Consider the following 19,966-nt stretch of genomic DNA (forward strand, 5'->3'; position numbering starts at 1 on the left):
CCTATGTCCGCTGATCTGAGCACAATTCTGCCGGAAATCCTGTTGTCGCTGTTCGCGATTGGGGCACTTTTGGGGGCGGTTTACACTGGCAAGGACAACGCCGCCTCGGCGCTTGTTTGGCTGACCAGCGCGGTCATGCTGGTGCTTGCCATTTGGATCGGCACGATGGGCGGCGATGCAAACACTGCCTTTGGTGGCATGTTCATCGACGATGCGTTTTCACGTTTTGCCAAGGTCGTGATCCTTGTGTCGGCTGCGGCCGTTCTGGCCATGTCCGAAGGCTATATGACCCAACGCGGCTTGCTGCGTTTCGAATATCCGATGCTGGTAGCGCTTAGCGTCGTTGGCATGATGATGATGGTCAGTGCGGGCGATCTGATGTCGCTTTACATGGGGCTGGAACTGCAATCGCTGGCGCTGTACGTGATCGCATCCCTGCGCCGTGACAGTGCCAAATCCACCGAAGCGGGCCTCAAGTATTTCGTGCTTGGTGCGCTGTCTTCCGGCCTTTTGTTGTACGGTGCGTCGCTGGTCTATGGCTACGCCGGCACCACGCTGTTCTCTGGCATCATCCAAACTGCGGTTCACGGCGAAGTTTCCCTTGGCCTCTTGTTTGGCTTGATCTTCTTGATCTCGGGCATGGCCTTCAAAGTGTCTGCCGTGCCGTTCCACATGTGGACGCCAGACGTCTATGAGGGCGCGCCAACACCAGTCACTGCGTTCTTTGCCACAGCACCCAAAGTCGCAGCCATGGGATTGTTCGCCCGTGTCATGCATGACGCATTTGGCGCGGCTGTCGCTGATTGGCAGCAAGTTGTTGCACTGTTGTCTGTGTTGTCCATGTTTTTGGGTGCGATTGCGGCCATTGGTCAGACCAACATCAAACGCCTGATGGCGTATTCTTCGATCGCACACATGGGCTATGCGCTGATCGGATTGGCTGCTGGCACCGCAATGGGCGTGCAGGCGATGCTGATCTACATGGCGATCTACGTGACCATGAACATCGGCACATTCGCATTCATCCTGATGATGGAACGCGATGGCCAACCTGTGACCGACATTGCGTCGTTGAACATGTATTCCAAAGTGCACCCGGGCAAAGCAATTGCACTGTTGGTTTTGCTGTTCTCACTGGCTGGCGTGCCACCGATGCTAGGCTTTTTCGCCAAGCTGGGCGTGTGGCAAGCAGGCATTGATGCGGGTTTGGTCTGGCTGGTCGTGGCCAGCGCCGTCGCCTCTGCGATTGGCGCGTATTACTATTTGCGCATCGTGTTCTTCATGTACTTTGGTGACGAACAAGCGGAACCATTGGACAAAGGGCGTTCGCCCATTTTGTGGGGATTCTTGATGGCGTCAGCAGTGATCATGGTGATCGGTGTTGTGAACCTGTTTGGCATCGAAGGCCCGGCAATGGCTGCGGCTACAGCGCTTGTTAACTAAGCGCGCATATCAGCGAGAGATCTCGTTTTGAACGATTGGCCAGATGGCTACGGGCGCCGGGTGTTGGCGTCCGTGGATTCCACGCTAAGTGAAGCGGCGCGTATTGCACCAACACTGTCAGGGCCTGAATGGGTTTTAGCGTTGGAGCAAACAGCAGCACGCGGGCGGCGCGGACGGGCGTGGGCGATGCCGGTCGGCAACTTTGCCGCAACTTTGATTTTACCCGTGAGCGAACCGCCAGCCACTGCGGCTTTGCGATCGTTTGTTGTCTCACTGGCACTGCGCGACGCCTTTGTCGCGGTCAGCGGTCAAGAAGATGCTTTCGCTTTGAAATGGCCAAATGATGTGCTGCTGCGTGGCGGCAAGGTTGCAGGTATTTTGCTCGAAAGTGCCAGTGCCGGATCGACCCTAAGCCACCTTTCGATTGGCATTGGCGTGAACCTTGCATCGGCCCCCGCAGCCAAAGACGTTGAAGTCGGGGCCGTTCCACCAGTCGCGCTGCGCAGCGCATTGAATATCACGGTCTCACCGCAGGCGTTTCTCGACGTCCTTGCCAGCGCCTATGCGCGATATGAAACCCAATTTGTGACCTACGGCTTTGCGCCAATCCGCACCGCGTGGATGGCCAATGCCGCGCGCTTGGGCGAGGTCATCACCGCGCGAACAGCACGCGAAGAATGGGTTGGCACCTTTCGCGAGGTGGACGAGACAGGGCAACTTGTTCTAGAGACGGCTCAAGGCATTCGCGCCATTCCGGCAGCGGACGTGTATTTCTAAAGTAGGGGGGCTAACCCATGCTTCTGGCAATTGACTGCGGCAACACCAATACGGTTTTTTCCATTTGGGATGGAAAGCAGTTTATCGGCACTTGGCGCACCGCAACTGAATGGCAGCGCACGGCGGACCAGTACTACGTCTGGCTTAGCACCTTGATGAGGTTCCAAGACATCGACGTGCAAATCACCGATGTGATTGTGTCCTCAACGGTGCCACGGGTCGTGTTTAACCTGCGCGTTCTGGCCGATCGATATTTCAACACCCGGCCCATTGTTGTGGGTAAGTCCGATTGCTTGCTGCCTGTCGATGTGCGCGTTGATGCGGGCACTGCCGTGGGGCCTGACCGTTTGGTCAACACTGTTGCTGGCTTTGATTTGTATGGCGGTGATTTGATTATGGTCGACTTTGGCACGGCCACCACATTTGACGTGGTCGACACCGATGGCGCTTATGTCGGTGGTGTGATCGCACCGGGCGTGAACCTCAGCCTTGAGGCATTGCACCAAGCCGCCGCAGCCCTGCCGCATGTCGATATTTCCAAGCCCCAAGCGGTCGTTGGCACCAACACTGTTGCCTGTATGCAATCCGGCGTATTTTGGGGTTACGTCGGCTTGGTCCGTGAGATATGTGCCCGCATTAAGGCGGAACGCGACCGCGACATGCGCGTGATTTCTACAGGGGGGCTAGCCCCGCTGTTTCAACAAACAGAAAAGCTGTTTGATGACTTTCAAGACGATTTAACGATGCACGGATTGACCGTGATCCATCGTTACAACAAGGAAAATAACTGACAAATGAGCAGTGAACGATTGATCTACCTTCCCCTCGGTGGGGCGGGCGAAATTGGCATGAATGCCTATGTCTATGGCTATGGAAAACCTGAACAAGAGCGACTGATTGTGGTCGATTTGGGCGTGACTTTCCCTGATATGGATGGCTCTCCGGGTGTGGATTTGATCCTGCCTGACATTGAATGGCTCGAGGCGCGGCGCGACCGCATCGAGGCGGTTTTTGTGACCCACGCGCACGAAGACCACGTTGGTGCCATTGCCCACACCTATGGCCGTCTTGGCGCGCCGATTTATGCGCGTGCCTTTACGGCAAACATTGCGCAACGCAAGATGTCTGAACACGGGCATCCGGCGAATGCGGTGACAGTTGTGGGTGCATGGCCAGAACAGCGCGACTTTGGCCCGTTCAAGGTTGGCTTTTTGCCGATGTCCCACTCGATCCCCGAGAGCTCGGCGATGGTGATCGACACGCCGCATGGCCGCGTGATCCACACCGGCGATTTCAAATTGGACAAAACCCCGCTGGTCGGCGAAGCGTTTGATCCTGATCTATGGGCCGAAGTATCGGCAGGCGGCGTCAAAGCCTTGGTCTGCGACAGCACAAATGTGTTTTCGCCCAACGCAGGTAAATCCGAAATCACCGTCGGACCCGAGATCGAAAAACTGGTGTCATCCGCCAAAGGTATGGTCGTGGCGACCACCTTTGCATCCAACGTTGCGCGCGTGAAAACACTGGCCGAAGCGGGCGAACGGGCAGGGCGGTCTATCGTTTTGTTAGGCCGTGCGATGCGTCGCATGGTCGAAGCCGCGATCGAAACCGGCGTTCTAAAAGACTTCCCATCCGTGGTCAGCCCCGAAGATGCCAAAAGCCTGCCACGCGAACATCTGATGTTGTTGGTGACTGGTTCGCAAGGCGAACGTCGCGCGGCCTCGGCCCAGCTGGCACGCGGGAAATACATGGGTCTGACGATGAAAGAGGGCGATACGTTCCTGTTTTCGTCCAAAACCATCCCGGGCAATGAACGCGGCGTGATCCGCATCATCAACGCCTATTCGGAAATGGGTGTGGATGTGGTTGATGATTCATCTGGCCTGTACCACGTGTCCGGCCACGCAAACCGCCCCGACATCGAGGCGATGCACGATCTGGTCAAACCGCAAATCCTGATCCCGATGCACGGCGAACACCGTCACTTGCGCGAACACGTCAAACTCGGCGAAGCCAAAGGCATCAAAGGTGTTCTGGCTGTGAACGGCATGATGATCGATTTGTCCGGTAACACACCAAACGTCGCGGAATACATCGAAACCGGCCGTACCTATCTGGATGGCTCTGTGCAAATCGGCGCGCTGGACGGCGTGGTGCGGGATCGCATTCGTATGGCCTTGAACGGTCATGTGGTTGTGACGCTGATCTTGGATGATGCGAACGAACCACTGGGTGAACCATGGTGTGAACTGATGGGACTGCCGGAAACCGGATCATCAAACACGGCATTGGTCGAAGTTCTGGAACACGACCTAAGCCAGTTTTTGGGCCGCGCTGATGCCAAAACCCTGCGTGATGACGATGATTTGGGCAATGCGCTACGTAAAATTGTGCGCAATTCGGCGCAAAATGAGATCGGTAAAAAGCCGGAAGTAACAGTCGTGGTTTCGCGTCTAAGCTAAGCGCTGACGCGGGTCTTGATCGATAGAGACAAAAAAGGGGCGCAGATCAACTGTGCCCCTTTTTCATGTCTTAATGGCTAGCAGTTAGCTGTTGTAGCGATCTGCAAAGCTGAGTTCGATAAACGTTGGCGTGTGATCGCCAAGTCCCAAGACCTTGTTGCCGCCACGATCGTTGTTGCGATCAGACTGTTTCGGGGCTTGCTTGGCCGAAGAACTGGACCGGTTGCGCGAAGACGATTTGGCCCGCGTGTCGGTTTTTTGTTCTGTTGGTTGCTCAGGTGCTTTGGACGCTTCTAGCGGTGCTGCTGCCTGAACCGTGTCTACAACAGGCGTCGTTTCAGGTTTTTTCGAACGGCTACGGCTGCGAGGTGCCTTTTCGACAGGTGCGTCACTTGCGGGTTTTGGTGCCGGTGATTTGGCAACCGGCGCGAGCGTTTTCAGCGGGTTGTCCAAGCGTGGAATGGCTTTTTGCAACAAGCGTTCTACGTCTTCGAAATTCTTTTCGTCGCGCGAGGTGCAAATCATGATCGTTTTGCCTTCGCGACCAGCACGTCCGGTGCGACCGATGCGGTGAATGTAATCTTCGGCGTGGCTGGGCACGTCAAAGTTGAAAACGTGGCTGACCGATGGCACATCAAGCCCGCGTGCGGCGACATCAGAGGCGCACAAAAAGCGCAGTTCGCCCGAGCGGAATTTATCAAGCGTTTTGGTGCGCTGTGACTGGTCTAGATCGCCGTGGATCGGGGCCGCATCATAGCCGTATTTCGAGAGCGATTTGGCAACGATATCAACGTCCGTCTTGCGATTGCAAAAGATGATGGCGTTGGTGCATTTTTCGCCCTCAGCGTCGATCAACATACGCAAAACTTTACGTTTTTCAGTGGCTTCGCGATCCTTGCGCGACCCTTTGAACATGACAACGGCTTGCTCAATTGTCTCGGAGGCCGACGCTTGGCGCGCAACCTCAACCCGCTCTGGGTTAGACAGGAACGTGTTGGTGATGCGTTCGATTTCAGGGGCCATGGTTGCCGAGAAAAACAGCGTTTGACGCGTGAAAGGCGTCAGGCCAAAGATGCGTTCGATATCAGGGATGAAACCCATATCGAGCATACGGTCAGCTTCGTCCACAACCATGATTTTGACGTCAGTCAGGATCAGCTTGCCACGTTCGTGGTGATCGAGCAGGCGACCTGGCGTGGCAATCAAGACATCGACGCCTTTGTCGATCAGTTTGTCCTGTTCTTTGAACGAAACGCCGCCTATCAGCAGCGCTTTGGTCAGTTTCAGGTGCTTTGTGTAGGTGTCAAAGTTCTCGGCAACTTGGGCGGCCAATTCGCGCGTCGGGCACAAAACCAAGGACCGTGGCATGCGCGCACGGGCACGGCCGCGCGCAAGCATCGTGATCATCGGCAGTGTGAAACTGGCGGTTTTGCCGGTGCCGGTTTGGGCAATCCCCAAAACGTCGCGCCCTTCGAGCGCGGGGGGAATTGCACCCGCCTGGATCGGCGTTGGTGTTTCATAGCCAGCTTCTTCGATGGCTTTGAGGACCTTTGAATTCAGGTTCAGATCAGAAAATTTTGTCATGTATGTCCGTATGTTGCGGACATTCACTTGGCCCGCGGCAGCGATTTGCGCCGGCCCGAATGGCCCTAGGGGCGATCTGGTGATCGCAGCACTTGTGCGCCAATACCAAGAAGCGCAGTTGGGGTCAAACTATCAGGTGAAATCAGGGAAGTGGCGCGCCAATTTTGCATCTAAATCCAGTGTAATTTCGCGGTACATTTCGCGTGCTTGCAAACGGGCGCGCAAGGCGTCGGTATCGGTTGCGACTTCGGTGTAAAAACGACGCAAACCTTCTTCGCCCTCTGCGGCCTCAAGCGTTTGAAACATCTCGTGCAACGTCAAACCACCGCGTTTGCGTGATTTGGCAGGGGCCAGTTCCGCGCGGTAGGACCCTTGTTCCAACCGGTACCGATAGGCGGCAATCCAGTCTTCCCATGTTTTTGCGTGGGCGTGCGCCAGATCTATGTCGCTCAGTTCAATTTCGTTCGGGTTCATTGCATCGCCTTGAAAGGCATTGTGAATCCGAACGCTGATGTCGGGTAACCCTGTGCGCACAAACAGTTTTCCGGCGACATGGCTTAGAAATCCACCTTTGATGTAGGCCCCGAATTCGGGATAGATATCCTGTACGATCCGGGTGCGTTCCGGCCCATTCGGGATGAATGTTTTGTAAGAGTTCCCAACACCTGCCAATTGTTCCATCGGGCGGGTGCGGGCGCATGCGGTGTCGGGATCAAGGGTTGCCAAACTGTCAGATACAGAGGTTTGGGGCACCAGAAATTCATCGACATCCATGTGGATTAACCAGTCAACTTCGACCTTGCGATTGTAGGCATGAGTAGCATTTCGGCTTTGACGGACTTGGTGTTTTTCGGGCCTTTTGCCATCGATTTTTTGCCAATGGGCGGCATCACAGGCTTGAACCCGTATTTTTGGGTGGGCCTTTAACGAGGCAAATGCATCGCTGTCTGGATCATCGAGATATAGGTACAATCGGTGCGCGCCGGCGTCGATGTGATACGCAGCAAAGCGCAAGATATCCGCCGTGGGTGCCAGTATCGTCGCCGCCAGCCCCCATTTTGTCATGCGCTAAATCCCTGATGACCCAAATTGACGCGCGACCTTTTCATCCAGATCCAGCGTCCATGTCACCAGCATGTCATGGGCGGCCAATAGGTCAAGCCGTTCGGTGCTGGCAAGGCACATTTCATCAAAGAAAGCACGCAATCCCGCGTCCCCGTCTTCTTCGGTAACCACATTTAGTACGTCATTTAGAGCCATGGTTTCATTTGTTTTTTTGCGATACGACCCTTTCGACATTCGATAATCGAAGTGTCGCTTGAACACATCCCAACTTGGGGCGTGTGCATGGCCGATCACCACGTCGGGCAAGGCATGACCGTTGATGATTTTCGCTCCTTTTTGCAGCATCGCATGGATGCCGATCCGCACGTTCGGCAGCCCCACACGCGCGATATTCTTGCCACCCGCATAGCTGATAAAACCATCAGGCAAAAAATTACCGAACGTCGGATAGATGAGGCGCATTTCGTGTTTCTTGCGTTTTGCATGCTTGCGGGCGCGTTTGAAATAGGCGGGTTTGTTCCAGGGATCATCGCTCGCAAGCATCTCGATAGGTGTGATGCGCGCAAAGGCGGCGTCGTTTGGGACCGTGATCAGGTGGTGGGCCAAAGGTTCAGCGGTGAGTAGAAATTCGTCAACATCGATGTGGCACAACCAGTCCATTTTGCTGCGATTATAGGTGTGCGTGGCGTTGTATGCCTGGCGCAATTGGTGAGTTTCACGCGCTTTTTCAGGGGCTTGCGCCCAATGGGCATCGTCACATTGAACAAAGCGGACCTTTGGATGGGCCAGTCGTTCAGCCAGTTTCGTATCCGGTTCATCAAGGTGGATAACGATTTCTGCGGCACCCATATCGAGGTGCCACGCGATAAAACGCGCGACATTCATCGCGGGCGCTTTGATCGTACTGACGACGCCCCAGCGTAAAGTGTCCGGGTCCGTCTGTGCTGGCGTCGAGGGGGTCACAACCGTTGTGCGAGTAGCCGGTTTTTCGATGTCAGCAGCCACGCAATTACACCATCATTTCCTTGGTCGCAGTCAGCCTGATGTCGGAGTAATCACGTTCAACACGGTCGATGTCCCATTGCAGACGGGTCAAATAAACAATGTCGCCATCGTGGTCATGCGCGATGTGCAGTTTGTTGGCTTCTGTAAATTTATCAACGGCTTGTTTGTCACCGTTCACCCAGCGCGCAGAGGTGAATTGCGACTGTTCAAAGCGCACGGGCAAGCCATATTCCAGCTCGATACGGCTGGCCAAAACCTCGAATTGCAACTGCCCGACAACACCAACAACAAAACCCGATCCGATGGACGGTTTAAAGACCTTGGCGGCGCCTTCTTCGGCGAATTGCATCAATGCTTTTTCCAGATGCTTGGCCTTTAGCGGATCACCTGCGCGCACGCCTTGCAGCAGCTCTGGTGCGAAGGACGGGATGCCGGTGACGCGGATCGCTTCGCCCTCGGTTAACGTGTCGCCGATGCGCAACTGGCCGTGGTTCGGGATGCCGATGATGTCGCCGGCCCACGCCTCTTCGGCCAGTTCGCGGTCAGAGGCCAAGAACAGCACCGGGTTCGAGATCGCCATTTGTTTTTTGGACCGCACATGGGTCAGTTTCATGCCGCGATGAAAGTGCCCCGACGCAAGACGCACAAAGGCCACACGATCGCGATGCTTTGGGTCCATGTTGGCTTGAACCTTGAAAACAAATCCTGCAACTTTGGTTTCTTCGGGGGCAACATTGCGCGGTTGCGCCGACTGAATCTGCGGTTCGGGACCGTAGTTTGCGATCCCCTCCATCAATTCCTTAACGCCAAACGAATTGATCGCAGATCCGAACCAGATCGGTGTCAGCGATCCTTCTGCCATCGCCGCCTTGTCCATTGGTGGTAGCAATTCGCGGGCCATCTCCAGCTCTTCGCGCAATTGCGCCAGTTGGGCTTCGGGCACGTGTTCCGCCAATTTCGGGTCATCCAAACCATTGATTTCGATGGATTCAGCAACCTTGTTACGATCCGCACGGTCCATCAATTCAAGGCGGTCGCCCAAAATGTCGTAGCACCCGATGAAATCACGCCCGACCCCGATGGGCCAGCTGGCAGGGGTCACGTCAATCGCTAGGTTCTCTTGAATTTCGTCAATGATCTCAAAGACATCACGGCTTTCGCGGTCCATCTTGTTACAGAATGTCAGGATCGGTAAATCGCGCATCCGGCACACTTCGAACAGCTTTTGCGTTTGGGATTCAACGCCCTTTGCGCCATCAATCACCATGACTGCGGCGTCAACTGCGGTTAGCGTGCGGTAGGTGTCTTCGGAAAAGTCAGAGTGGCCCGGCGTGTCCACCAGATTGAACCGGAAGTGTTTGTAATCAAAAGACATTGCAGAGGCCGAGACAGAGATGCCGCGGTCTTTTTCCATTGCCATAAAGTCAGAGCGTGTGCGTCGTGCTTCGCCCTTTGCCCGTACTTGGCCCGCCATTTGGATCGCTCCACCGAACAACAAGAATTTCTCGGTGAGGGTCGTCTTGCCGGCATCAGGATGCGAGATGATCGCAAACGTGCGGCGGCGCGCGATTTCAGGCGGCAAGGCGGGGCGGTTTGAGGCGGTATCCAACATGAAGACCGCTATAGATTGGGGGTCGGCGTCGCGCAAGGTGCTGGGGGTCGTCAATCACGCGGGTAAGGTGTGCGTGTCGCACACCACCGATTATCAGGCGATCACCGAGACGAGGCTTTTTTAAGTAATTCCGCCGCGTCCGGTCTGTTCAACAACCCTTCTTGTACATCCAAACCCGAATGCGGCAGATTAGAATGACCAAGGATAACATCCCCTAAGCTTTCTGACAGATCAGCGGGTAAAACCGGCTTTGTACGGCTGTCGATCAACATGGATTCGGCAGCAATGCCTTCCGCATAAATGATCTGGTGCCCATCGAATAGCAGTTGGAAATAATCAACAAATCCACCGTCTCGCACCCGCACGCTATCCCCGTTCACCAAGTGGCGCGCCTTTACCAGCAGCTCAGACCGTCCGGCCCCCAATTTGTCACTGCGCTGGTAGATAAACAGGCGATGATCGGGCCCAAGGATCAGATCGTGCTCGTTGTTCAGCGTCCCGGCAGTGATGCAAATCGGGGCAAATTCACCAACTGCGCGGACAGTGCTTTGCCCGATCCAGCGCACCTTTTGTGGCCCGTCATCACGGGTCAAAACCCGGTCGCCGACTTGCAAATCTTCGATAGGTCGCTGTGCGCCAGATGCCAACGTAATATGGGTGCCCCGAGAAAAATTGACACACGCCACTTGGGCAAATGTTTGGGCCGGATTGTCCGTGTTGATTCCGACAAGCGAATAGGACGCGCTGTGGTTCAGCGGCACCAAAGGCAACAGGTAAATGTCGTTCACATGGTCGCTGTCATCCACTTCGACCAACACCAGCGCGTCAGATGTTTGCCCGTCCGGCGATATCAAGGTTAACGCACTGTCCAAATGGATTGCGGCCCCGGTTTGCCCGATTTCGGTGTCTTCCGCGACTTTAAACACGGCCTCTCCGACGGGGCGCAAAGACAGGCGCGCAGGCTCGCTGCCGTAGCGAAATTCATAGACGTCATCCAACACCAGCTCTGCTGCAAACGACAGCGCATCGTCCAAGTTGGCGCCGTCAATCACAGTGAAGTCGTGACAGCGGATCACCGGCAAGCTTTGCGCAGGCACCAGGGCGGCCTGAGGGCTTTTCAGCGTGCTGTTGAACGAATCTTGGGTCATTGAACCAATGCAACCTGCGATAAAGGATTGTTTGTTATGGTATTTCACTAATCTAGGAGTGTGGCGATCTAGCGTCAATCGGTTGATGATTTCAAGGAGCCTTCAGCAACTGAAAAATAGCTTCCGTCTATGGCTGGTCCTTGTACGACGCAAAGTGTTAGGAATTTCCCAACATCTTTTCAGAAGGAATACACAATGGATTTGGGAATCAAAGGCAAACGCGCACTGGTGTGTGCATCGTCAAAAGGCCTGGGTTTGGGCTGTGCCGAGGCATTGGCCGCAGCGGGCGTTAACCTTGTGATGAACGCACGTGGGGCAGACGCGCTTGAGGCATCGGCCCAAACCATTCGCGACACCTACGGCGTTGACGTCGTGATTGTGGCCGCTGACATTGCCATACCAGACGGGCAGGCGGCAGTTCTGGCCGCAGCGGACGGCGTTGATATCTTGGTGAACAATGCAGGCGGCCCGCCTCCGGGCATGTGGTCTGACTGGACGCGCGACGATTTTATCGCAGCACTTGATGCAAACATGCTGGCCCCGATTGCGATGATGAAAGCGTTGTTGCCGGGCATGATGGATCGCGGCTGGGGCCGTGTCGTCAACATTACGTCGCAGTCCGTTAAGGCCCCGATTGCGGTGCTGGGTCTGTCCAATTCCGCGCGCGCAGGCCTCACAGGCTACGTCGCGGGCACCTCGCGTCAAGTCGCAGGCAAAGGCGTCACGATCAACAATTTGTTGCCGGGCATCCACGCTACAGACCGCGCAATTTCGCTGGACACCGGCGTGACCAAGGCCAAAGGTATTTCGATGGATCAGGCCAAAGCCGAACGCTGCGCCACGATCCCTGCAGGCCGCTATGGCACCCGCGAAGATTTCGGCTCGACCTGCGCGTTTCTGTGCAGCCAGCATGCCGGTTTCATCGTTGGTCAGAACATTCTGCTGGACGGTGGTGCCACGAACGCAACGCTTTAGGCTGCTGATATGGCTGAAAAATTCTCGCTTAAGGATCATCTGTTTAACCCGGAAACGGTTGCGCAACTGGCGGCTGAATACGCCGCTGGTGTGCCTGCATTTGATGCGGCGCAGTTCACAACAGAGGCCTTGGGTGGTTTCCAATCGCGCGAGTTGATGGACCGGTTAGAGTGGCTCGCGACGTGCGTTGAAACGCAGTTGTCGCCGGATTTCAACGTGATGGCGGATCAGCTAGAGGCGGCAATGCCAGCGCGTCTTGATCCATCCCTGCGCGATGATGATTTTGGCCATTTCATTCACGGCGTGCCTGGAATTTTGGCCGTGCGTCACGGGCTGGAAAACCACCGCGAAAGGGCGCTTGATCTGCTGCACGCCGCCACGCAACGGTTTTCGATGGAGTTCTACATCCGCCCGTTCCTGAACCGTTGGCCCGACGAAACCTTGGGTCGTTTGGCGCTTTGGGCCGGCGATCAAAACTATCACGTGCGTCGACTGGTCAGCGAGGGCACGCGCCCGAAACTGCCGTGGGCAAAATCGGTAACCTTGACCCAAGACCAGACACTGCCGTTGCTGGATCAGCTGTTTGCAGATGGCACCCGATATGTGACCCGCTCGATTGCCAACCACCTGAATGATATCGCAAAATTCGCACCTGATGTGGTTGTCGATCAGTTGGCGGCTTGGGCCAATTCAAACACGCAAGTCGACAAAGAAATGGCGTGGATGCAGCGCCATGCCTTGCGCACCTTGGTCAAGGATGGCCACGCAGGCGCGCTGGACATGCTTGGTTATCGGGCCGACGCGCCTGTGCGGGTCACAGCGCAGATGAAAACGCCCGAGGTCAAAATCGGTGATGCGTTGACGTTCGAGGTGCAGATCGCGGCCGATGAACTCTGCGATGTTTTGGTGGATTACCGCATCCGTTTCGCCCGTCCGTCAGGCAAGTCTGCCGAAAAAGTGTTCAAGCTCAAGCAAGGTAAGGTGCGTCTCGACGCACCGCTGTCGCTTGCGAAAAAGCACACCCTCAAAGCACAGGCCAGCACCTTTCAATGGCACGCGGGTCCGCACGCTTTGATCGTGCAAGTCAACGGTGTCGATCATGCCGAGCTGGCGTTTGAAGTGACTGGATAACGTTACCCTTACGGATCCAATCTTCACGTTAACGTATGTGCGCTGGTGCAAAGGGTGTCGCCCTGTTACGAGGTATCGATTGATTTTGCCCAAGGACGCTGCGCATGCAAGCCACTGCTTTGATTTCTATTGTTGCGCTGATCATCGTAGGCTCGATTGCCGTCGCCCCACGGCGCGCCAGCATCGAAGGCTTCTTTGGCGGCCTGTCCGTTTCAGGTTCTGCTCCCGGTCTTTGGGTCTTAGTTCTCAGCCAAGTCACCACCTGGATTTTTGCCCGATCCCTGATGAATGCGGCCATCTTGGGCTACTACTACGGGATCGCGGGGACCCTTGCTTACGCGGCCTATTACGGCTCTTTTCTAAGCGGCGCGTTGATCGTCGCACGCCTGCGCAGCAAAGGCGCAGAGTCTCTCCAAGACTGGCTGGGAACGCGTTTTGGAACTGTCGGAACGGGCAGTTACAACGTGGTTGTGGCCTTGCGCCTGCTGTCCGAAGTCTTTGCCAACTTACTCGTTATCGGCCTGATCGCGGCGGCTGTTTTGGGCGGCACCGGCACGTGGGCCATCGTGGTGCTCGCGGTCATCGGGCTGGCGTATTCCGCGTGGGGCGGGCTGAGTGCAGCCTTGCGTACCGACGTCGTGCAAATGTTGCTGTTTCTCGCGGCCTTTGGCGCGGCGTTTTTGGCCTTGGTGTTCAGCCCCGATTTCAACCTTGGCGCGGTTTTGACCGCCCCCGGCGCCTCCGGTCCCTACAACGGTTGGATACTGCTGGCGGTCGCGGCGTTGCAGGTGTTTTCATACCCCGCGCATGATCCGGTGATGATGGATCGCGGGTTCATCGCAGACCCTGCCACCACGCAAAGATCGTTCCTGCACGCGTTCTGGATTTCGACCCTGTGCATCATTGCGTTCGGCTTTTTCGGGATCCAAGCCAGCTTGATCGGTGCGGAATACGAAGGTCAGTTGATCGGCACATGGGCGGGCATGTTCCCGCCTTGGGTGTTCGTTTTGCTGATGGTGTCACTGGTTGTCTCGGCGCTCAGCACGCTTGATTCCGCATTGGCGTCTGCTGCGCGATTGGTGGTCGAGGAACTGCATTTGGCCCCGCGCACCTTGAACGGCGGGCGCATCGTGATGGTCGCATTTATGGTGGCGGGGGCGGCGCTGACCTTATGGGGGAACAAGACGTTGTTTGACGCGGTCGCGGTGTCTGGCACGGCGTCGATGTTCCTGACGCCTGTGTTGGTCGTGGGCCTGTTGGGCGGGCGCACCATCGCGCTTTGGTCCTACGTCGTGGCCTACGGCGCTGCGATTTTGGGCGCGTTCATGTATTTTGCCCGCAGCTGGGACAGCATCGCGGCAGTATGGGGGAACAAGACGTTGTTTGACGCGGTCGCGGTGTCTGGCACGGCGTCGATTCTGCCCGAGGGCCACAAGTACGAGCAATTGTTGGTGATTTGCATCTGCGTTCTGATCGTCGGCTTTGCCTCAGTTCTTGCAGGGGCGCGCAAGGGCTGATAGCGCTTATCTGACTTAATTAATCAGAAACAGAGCTGCCCGTTTTGCAACCCCAAACGCCCCGTTTAGAAATTCGCAACTTGCGGCGCAGCTTTGACGGGCGCGCGGTTGTTGACGGCGTGTCGCTGCGCATAATGCCGGGGCAGGTGACGTGTTTGCTGGGCCCGTCTGGATGCGGTAAATCCACGACCTTGCGGATGATTGCCGGTGTCGAAATGCAAGACAGCGGCGAAATTTACGTTGATGGCAAACTGATCTGCGACACGGTGTTTCGTATCCCGCCCGAGCGCCGTGAAATCGGTTTGATGTTTCAAGATTTCGCGCTGTTTCCGCATCTTAGCGTGGCGGACAATGTGGCCTACGGTCTGCGCGGATCAAAGGCCGAAAAACGCGCGCGGGTCGAGGAATTGCTGGGTCGCGTTGATCTGATGGATTTCATCGATGGCTATCCGCATCAACTGTCGGGTGGCGAACAGCAGCGGGTTGCACTGGCGCGCGCGTTGGCCCCACGTCCGCGGATCATGCTGATGGATGAACCGTTTTCCGGCCTTGATAACCGCCTGCGTGACGGCATCCGGGACGAGACGCTGAACATCCTAAAAGACGAAGACACCGCCGTTCTACTGGTCACTCACGAACCGGACGAAGCGATGCGCATGGCCGACGAAATCGCGCTGATGCGGGATGGAAAAATCGTGCAACAAGGTGCGCCGTATAACGTCTATACGCGGCCCATCGATCGGGCCTCGGTCGCGTTTTTCAGCGATGCGAACATGCTGAATGCAACGGTTGAGGGCGCGCTGGCTATGACCCCGTTTGGCCGGTTTTTGGCCCCCGGTGTGCCGGACGGGACCGAAGTGTCGATTGTTTTTCGCCCCCAGCATTTGCGCATCGATTTTGACCGCGCCGGCAAAGGCCCGGTGCCGACGCCCGTCGATGGCACCCCTGCGCGCGCCGTCGTGGAACGCGCCCGTTTCATGGGCAACGAGAGCCTGATCGAGTACAAATTGGACCACGACGGGTCCGTCATGAAAGCCACCGTTCCCAACGTTTTCCTACCGCAAGCGGGCACTGTGATGTGGCTGACAGTGCGGCGTGACCGGTGTTTTGTTTTCGCATCATAGGAGTAAGCACATGAGATTGTTGACTGAATTCGGCATGGGCACATCGCTGCGCCGTGGTGATTACACACAAGCGGCAAAACGCGCGGTCCAAGACGCCTTGTGGCACAATTCGATCAATCTGGCAGAGCTGTTCGGCTTTGAAAAAGAAGCGATGCGTATCACCGTCGACGTTGGCGTGCAGCGCCCTGATCAGGTCGACGTGGCGGCCTTGGCCGAGGTGTTTCCCTATGGCTCAACCACGTTCAACGTGCAGCGCGGTGGCCTTGATATTGCCCGCCCTGAGGGCACCGGAAATCCGACGATCATGGCCAATGTCGCCCTGTCTGTTGCCTTTGAAATGGAGCGCGAAGCATGAGCGAGATCACAGCAGAGCAGCGCATCATCATCGAAATGGGCATGGGCAACGACCTGCACGGCATGGATTACACCAAGGCCAGCACGCGCGCGATCGAAGACGCATTTCGCCATTCATCCCTACCGATTTTTGGCGCGCTTGACCTAAGCCACGATGCGATGCGTGTACAAGTGACCGTTGGTGTGCAAGATCCCGATCAGGTGGACGTTGAGGTTCTCAAGGCCAAACTGCCGCGCGGACGTGCCGAGGTGTCCGTGGTGTTTGGTGGGCTGAACGTGGTGTCGCCAGACGGTGGCGATACAATCGTGATTGCCCAAGCTTCGGTCGAGGCGTTTTTGCCGCCGCAAACCGGTTGGACGCTTAAGCCTGCGGGCTAGGCATATCGTCCAAGGTTTTGCCGACCTCATCCACAAACATCTGCGGTTGCGCCTGCGCGGACTGAATTAAATCAACGCGGAACTCTCTGAAATCATTGCGGGTTTCGCACCACGCAGTCAAAATCCAAACACGCGCCCAGTGTTCTAGTTTCAGCGGGCGGATGATGCGCGATGTGATCCTGTCGCCTTTGGAATGATAGGTAATGCGCAGTTTTTGCTTGGCCCGAATGGCTGCACGCAGGGTTGGCATCTGGGACAATCCGCGCGCGCTATCGCCAAAGGACGAGGCCGCGTAGGCCCAAGTTTGCGCATCTGGTGTCGCGTGTTGGGGCAGGGCGGTTTCGAGTTTTGCACCAAGGCTAGTTGCGGCGCGGCGCAGGTCCGGATCCGCGGCCTCGGACACAATGGCAAGGCCAAGGTTGAGGACTTCGATTTCTTCGTCGGTCAAGTGTAGTGACGGCAGGGTCGTGACGGGTTGCGCCTGATACCCGATCCCGCGCGCGCCTTTGACGGGCAGGCCGCTGGCCATCAGATCATCCATGTCACGGTAGATCGTGCGGGGCGACACAGCAAACGCGTCGGCCAATTCTTGGGCCGTGTGCAATCGCCCGTCTTGCAGGGTTTGCATAATTTTGGTGAGACGATCAGGACGGGACACGGTAAAACCTAATATTTGTGCGCAACTGACATTAACATGTCAGTTTGATCTGCGCTAGCCTTGGAAATCCACCTTTGCACTGCCACAAACGCCAAAATCACCGCATTGCCGCTTTCCTAACGCGCAAGGCGTGCCTAAAACGGTTCTCGACATTTGGGCACGTGGGACACCCCCGTGCGAGACCTAAAAAGAGTGGAGACTGAATATGTCACTTGGACCTTGGCAAGTATTGCTGATCGCTGTTGTTGTGCTGGTGCTGTTTGGGCGCGGCAAGATTTCGTCGCTGATGGGCGAAGTCGGTAAGGGCATCACGTCCTTCAAAAAAGGCATCACCGAAGGCACGCAAGAGCTGGAAGACGACGCCGCAGACGCAGCTGAAACTGCAAAAGACGTTACACCTGAAACGGTTGCTAAAGCCGCGACAGACGACAAAGACAAAGGTTAAGCCATGTTTGGTATGGGCGGGGTCGAGATGCTGATCATCGGCATCGTCGCCCTTATTGTGGTCGGTCCAAAGGACCTGCCGATGCTGTTTCGCCAAGTCGGGCAGTTTGTCGGCAAGGCCCGTGGTATGGCGCGCGAATTCCAGTCTGCGATGAACCAAGCGGTTGATCAATCGGGCATGAAAGACGTGCAAAGCAGCCTAAAGGCGGCGACGAACCCGATGGGGGCTGCGATGAATTCCGTCAAGGATGCCGCCCGTGATGCGACAGAGGCGATGAACCTCGACCCTGACAGCGAGACCGGCAAGCTGGCGGCCAAGCGGGCAGAGCAGACCAAGAAAATCCAAGCCTCGACAGCGCGGGCCGCAGCAGAACGCAAAGCGCGCGAAGCAACCGAGGCACTGACCAAAGCGGACGAAGCAGAGGCCGCCTTGGCGCCTGCACCAAAAGCGAAAGCGGCGAAACCCAAAACTGCAAAGCCTAAAACGGCCGCAAAACCCGGCAAGCCTAAAACTCCGAAGAGCAAAACATGACCCAAACCGACGACATGGAAGAGGGCATGGACGCATCCAGCGCCCCGCTGATCGAGCATCTGACAGAGCTGCGCACGCGGTTGATCCGCTCGGTTGCAGCCTTTGTTGTGGCGATGATATTCTGTTTCATCTTTGCGGGTTTCCTGCTGGATTTCCTGCTGCTGCCGATTGAAAAAACCATGCGCGAGCTGGGCAATGAAAACCCGGTCATGCAGTACACGGCCCCGCAGGAATACTTTTTCACCTTGCTCAAGATCGCCATGGTTGGCGGTTTGGCTTTGGGCTTTCCGATCATCGGCACGCAGCTGTGGCGCTTCGTGGCACCTGGTTTGTACCGCAATGAAAAATCCGCGTTCCTGCCGTTTTTGGTGGCCTCACCTGTGTTATTCATCATCGGCGCGCTGTTTGCGCATCTGATCGTGACACCGCTGGCGATGCGGTTTTTCCTTGGGTTTGCTGATATTCAATCGGTGTTGTCGCTGGTCACCGCACCGGGTGAAGTCGTCGATGACGCCGCCGCGGCCAAGTCCGGCATCGACATCGTTTTCAACGGTAAGGTGAACGAAACGCTGGACATCACGCTCAAGCTGATCGTGGCCTTTGGTCTGTGTTTCCAGCTGCCTGTACTGCTGACGTTGATGGGCAAATCCGGCCTGATTGATGCGGGCGGTCTGCGCCGCGTGCGCAAATACGCGGTTGTTGGCATTTTGACATTGGCCGCCGTGGTGACGCCGCCTGATGTGATCACCCAAGTCATTCTGTTTGTCGCCGTTTACGGGTTGTACGAGATTTCGATCCTGTTGGTGGCCCGTGTGGACCGCGACCGCGAAGCGAAACTGCGCGAAGACGGGTTTTATGAAGACGACGAAGAGATGTTTGACGAAGACATTGAGGACGACGACAAATGACCGATGAGCCGATGTTGCGCATTGCGCAGGCGCTGGAACGACTAGCGCCTGCACCTTTGCCCGCCCCTGATTTCGGGGCGGCGTCGGCCTTTGTCTGGCACACCGCTCCGGATCGTTTGGAACCGGTTCACACCGTCTCGCGCATTCCGCTAAGCCTGCTGGTTGGCGTCGACCGGTCGCGTGATACTTTGCTCGCCAACACCACGCAATTCGCCAAAGGTTTGCCGGCCAACAACGCCCTGTTGTGGGGGGCGCGTGGCATGGGCAAATCCAGCTTGGTCAAGGCGATCCACGCCGATGTTCAGGAACGCCATGCGCACCTGAAGATTGTGGAACTGCAACGCGAAGACTTGCCCTCGGTCGGCCGTCTGCTGAACCTGCTGCGCGGTGTCAAAGCGCAATTTATCCTGTATTGTGATGATCTTAGCTTTAGCAACGATGACACACATTACAAATCGCTCAAGGCGGTTCTGGATGGCGGGATCGAAGGGCGACCTTGCAATGTCGTGCTGTATGCCACGTCGAACCGTCGCCATTTGATGCCACGTGACATGATCGAAAATGAACGCGGATCAGCAATTAATCCGGGCGAAGCGGTCGAGGAAAAAGTGTCTCTGTCGGATCGTTTCGGGCTTTGGCTGGGCTTTCACGCCTGCGATCAAGATCAATATTTGTCGATGATCCAAGGGTATTGCGCAGCGTACGGCGTCACGATTTCACCAGATGATTTGCGCGCACAAGCCATCGAATGGCAAGCCACACGCGGCGGTCGATCCGGGCGCGTGGCGTGGCAATTCTTTAGCGATCTTGCTGGTCGCAGTGGTGTTAAGTTAACCGCCTAAGCGACTG

Annotated in this window: 20 protein-coding genes; 14 read left to right on the forward strand and 6 right to left on the reverse strand. The window is 56.4% G+C overall.

The genetic code is table 11. From position 1 onward, the window contains the following. Positions 1–3 precede the first annotated feature (3 nt). From nuoN to ACFIO0_RS05650, 4 genes are read left to right on the forward strand one after another with little or no spacing between them, the layout of a single operon-like run. Entirely contained in the window at positions 4–1,443 is a 1,440-nt protein-coding gene (nuoN, locus tag ACFIO0_RS05635) for an NADH-quinone oxidoreductase subunit NuoN (protein WP_390914374.1), read from the forward strand. A 27-nt stretch (positions 1,444–1,470) separates the two neighbouring features. Then, the gene (locus ACFIO0_RS05640) at positions 1,471–2,220 is read left to right on the forward strand and encodes a biotin--[acetyl-CoA-carboxylase] ligase (protein WP_390914375.1); all 750 of its coding nucleotides are present in this window, start codon (positions 1,471–1,473) and stop codon (positions 2,218–2,220) included. A gap of 17 nt (positions 2,221–2,237) precedes the next feature. After that, on the forward strand, positions 2,238–3,011 hold the full coding sequence (locus tag ACFIO0_RS05645) for a type III pantothenate kinase (RefSeq protein ID WP_390914376.1): 774 nt from the start codon (positions 2,238–2,240) through the stop codon (positions 3,009–3,011). Between the two features lie 3 nt (positions 3,012–3,014). After that, positions 3,015–4,682: an MBL fold metallo-hydrolase gene (locus ACFIO0_RS05650; RefSeq protein WP_390914377.1), complete on the forward strand. Its 1,668-nt coding sequence runs from the start codon at positions 3,015–3,017 to the stop codon at positions 4,680–4,682. Positions 4,683–4,766: 84 nt separating this feature from the next. Here the strand turns inward: ACFIO0_RS05650 and ACFIO0_RS05655 are convergent, their stop codons facing one another. The 5 genes from ACFIO0_RS05655 to ACFIO0_RS05675 form a co-directional block, all read right to left on the reverse strand. Further along, positions 4,767–6,266 carry a DEAD/DEAH box helicase gene (locus tag ACFIO0_RS05655; RefSeq protein ID WP_390914378.1) on the reverse strand — a complete coding sequence of 500 codons (1,500 nt, stop codon included), beginning with the start codon at positions 6,264–6,266 and terminating at the stop codon, positions 4,767–4,769. A 132-nt stretch (positions 6,267–6,398) separates the two neighbouring features. Beyond that, positions 6,399–7,331: a glycosyltransferase family 2 protein gene (locus tag ACFIO0_RS05660; protein WP_390914379.1), complete on the reverse strand. Its 933-nt coding sequence runs from the start codon at positions 7,329–7,331 to the stop codon at positions 6,399–6,401. Between the two features lie 3 nt (positions 7,332–7,334). Then, entirely contained in the window at positions 7,335–8,336 is a 1,002-nt protein-coding gene (locus ACFIO0_RS05665) for a glycosyltransferase family 2 protein (protein ID WP_390914380.1), read from the reverse strand. Between the two features lie 4 nt (positions 8,337–8,340). Next, on the reverse strand, positions 8,341–9,948 hold the full coding sequence (locus ACFIO0_RS05670; RefSeq protein WP_390914381.1) for a peptide chain release factor 3: 1,608 nt from the start codon (positions 9,946–9,948) through the stop codon (positions 8,341–8,343). A 101-nt stretch (positions 9,949–10,049) separates the two neighbouring features. After that, on the reverse strand, positions 10,050–11,096 hold the full coding sequence (locus tag ACFIO0_RS05675; protein WP_390914383.1) for a Hint domain-containing protein: 1,047 nt from the start codon (positions 11,094–11,096) through the stop codon (positions 10,050–10,052). A 195-nt stretch (positions 11,097–11,291) separates the two neighbouring features. Between ACFIO0_RS05675 and ACFIO0_RS05680 the strand changes: the two genes are divergently transcribed. The 6 genes from ACFIO0_RS05680 to ACFIO0_RS05705 all read left to right on the forward strand — a co-directional run bounded on the left by ACFIO0_RS05680 (position 11,292) and on the right by ACFIO0_RS05705 (position 16,575). Further along, a complete protein-coding gene (locus ACFIO0_RS05680; RefSeq protein ID WP_390914384.1) occupies positions 11,292–12,071 on the forward strand; it encodes an SDR family oxidoreductase in 780 nt (259 codons plus the stop codon). A gap of 9 nt (positions 12,072–12,080) precedes the next feature. Further along, positions 12,081–13,202 carry a hypothetical protein gene (locus tag ACFIO0_RS05685; protein ID WP_390914385.1) on the forward strand — a complete coding sequence of 374 codons (1,122 nt, stop codon included), beginning with the start codon at positions 12,081–12,083 and terminating at the stop codon, positions 13,200–13,202. Positions 13,203–13,306: 104 nt separating this feature from the next. After that, entirely contained in the window at positions 13,307–14,719 is a 1,413-nt protein-coding gene (locus ACFIO0_RS05690) for a sodium:proline symporter (RefSeq protein WP_390914386.1), read from the forward strand. Positions 14,720–14,763: 44 nt separating this feature from the next. Next, complete coding sequence (locus tag ACFIO0_RS05695; RefSeq protein WP_390914387.1) at positions 14,764–15,843, forward strand: ATP-binding cassette domain-containing protein; 1,080 nt, start codon at positions 14,764–14,766, stop codon at positions 15,841–15,843. A gap of 10 nt (positions 15,844–15,853) precedes the next feature. Then, entirely contained in the window at positions 15,854–16,198 is a 345-nt protein-coding gene (locus ACFIO0_RS05700) for a Lin0512 family protein (RefSeq protein ID WP_390914388.1), read from the forward strand. Continuing rightward, positions 16,195–16,575, forward strand: coding sequence for a Lin0512 family protein (locus ACFIO0_RS05705; protein WP_390914389.1), 381 nt, complete (start codon positions 16,195–16,197; stop codon positions 16,573–16,575). The genes ACFIO0_RS05700 and ACFIO0_RS05705 overlap by 4 nt, the downstream gene beginning before the upstream one ends. On the opposite strand, the gene ACFIO0_RS05710 is transcribed toward ACFIO0_RS05705, so the two are convergent. Continuing rightward, positions 16,559–17,233 carry a WYL domain-containing protein gene (locus ACFIO0_RS05710; RefSeq protein ID WP_390914390.1) on the reverse strand — a complete coding sequence of 225 codons (675 nt, stop codon included), beginning with the start codon at positions 17,231–17,233 and terminating at the stop codon, positions 16,559–16,561. The genes ACFIO0_RS05705 and ACFIO0_RS05710 overlap by 17 nt on opposite strands. 205 nt (positions 17,234–17,438) lie before the next feature. Here ACFIO0_RS05710 and tatA point away from each other — a divergent pair, with 205 nt between their 5' ends. From tatA to ACFIO0_RS05730, 4 genes are read left to right on the forward strand one after another with little or no spacing between them, the layout of a single operon-like run. After that, a complete protein-coding gene (gene tatA, locus ACFIO0_RS05715; RefSeq protein WP_390914391.1) occupies positions 17,439–17,678 on the forward strand; it encodes a twin-arginine translocase TatA/TatE family subunit in 240 nt (79 codons plus the stop codon). 3 nt (positions 17,679–17,681) lie between these two features. Next, complete coding sequence (gene tatB, locus ACFIO0_RS05720) at positions 17,682–18,209, forward strand: Sec-independent protein translocase protein TatB (protein WP_390914392.1); 528 nt, start codon at positions 17,682–17,684, stop codon at positions 18,207–18,209. After that, positions 18,206–19,117 (forward strand): twin-arginine translocase subunit TatC, encoded by a 912-nt coding sequence (locus ACFIO0_RS05725; RefSeq protein ID WP_390914393.1) that lies wholly within the window; start codon positions 18,206–18,208, stop codon positions 19,115–19,117. The genes tatB and ACFIO0_RS05725 overlap by 4 nt, the downstream gene beginning before the upstream one ends. Further along, entirely contained in the window at positions 19,114–19,959 is an 846-nt protein-coding gene (locus ACFIO0_RS05730) for a DUF815 domain-containing protein (protein ID WP_390914394.1), read from the forward strand. Before ACFIO0_RS05725 ends, ACFIO0_RS05730 begins: the two co-directional genes overlap by 4 nt. Positions 19,960–19,966 lie beyond the last annotated feature (7 nt).

Origin of the sequence: Pseudosulfitobacter sp. SM2401 (genome assembly GCF_042932805.1) — a bacterium.
Classification (GTDB): domain Bacteria; phylum Pseudomonadota; class Alphaproteobacteria; order Rhodobacterales; family Rhodobacteraceae; genus Ascidiaceihabitans.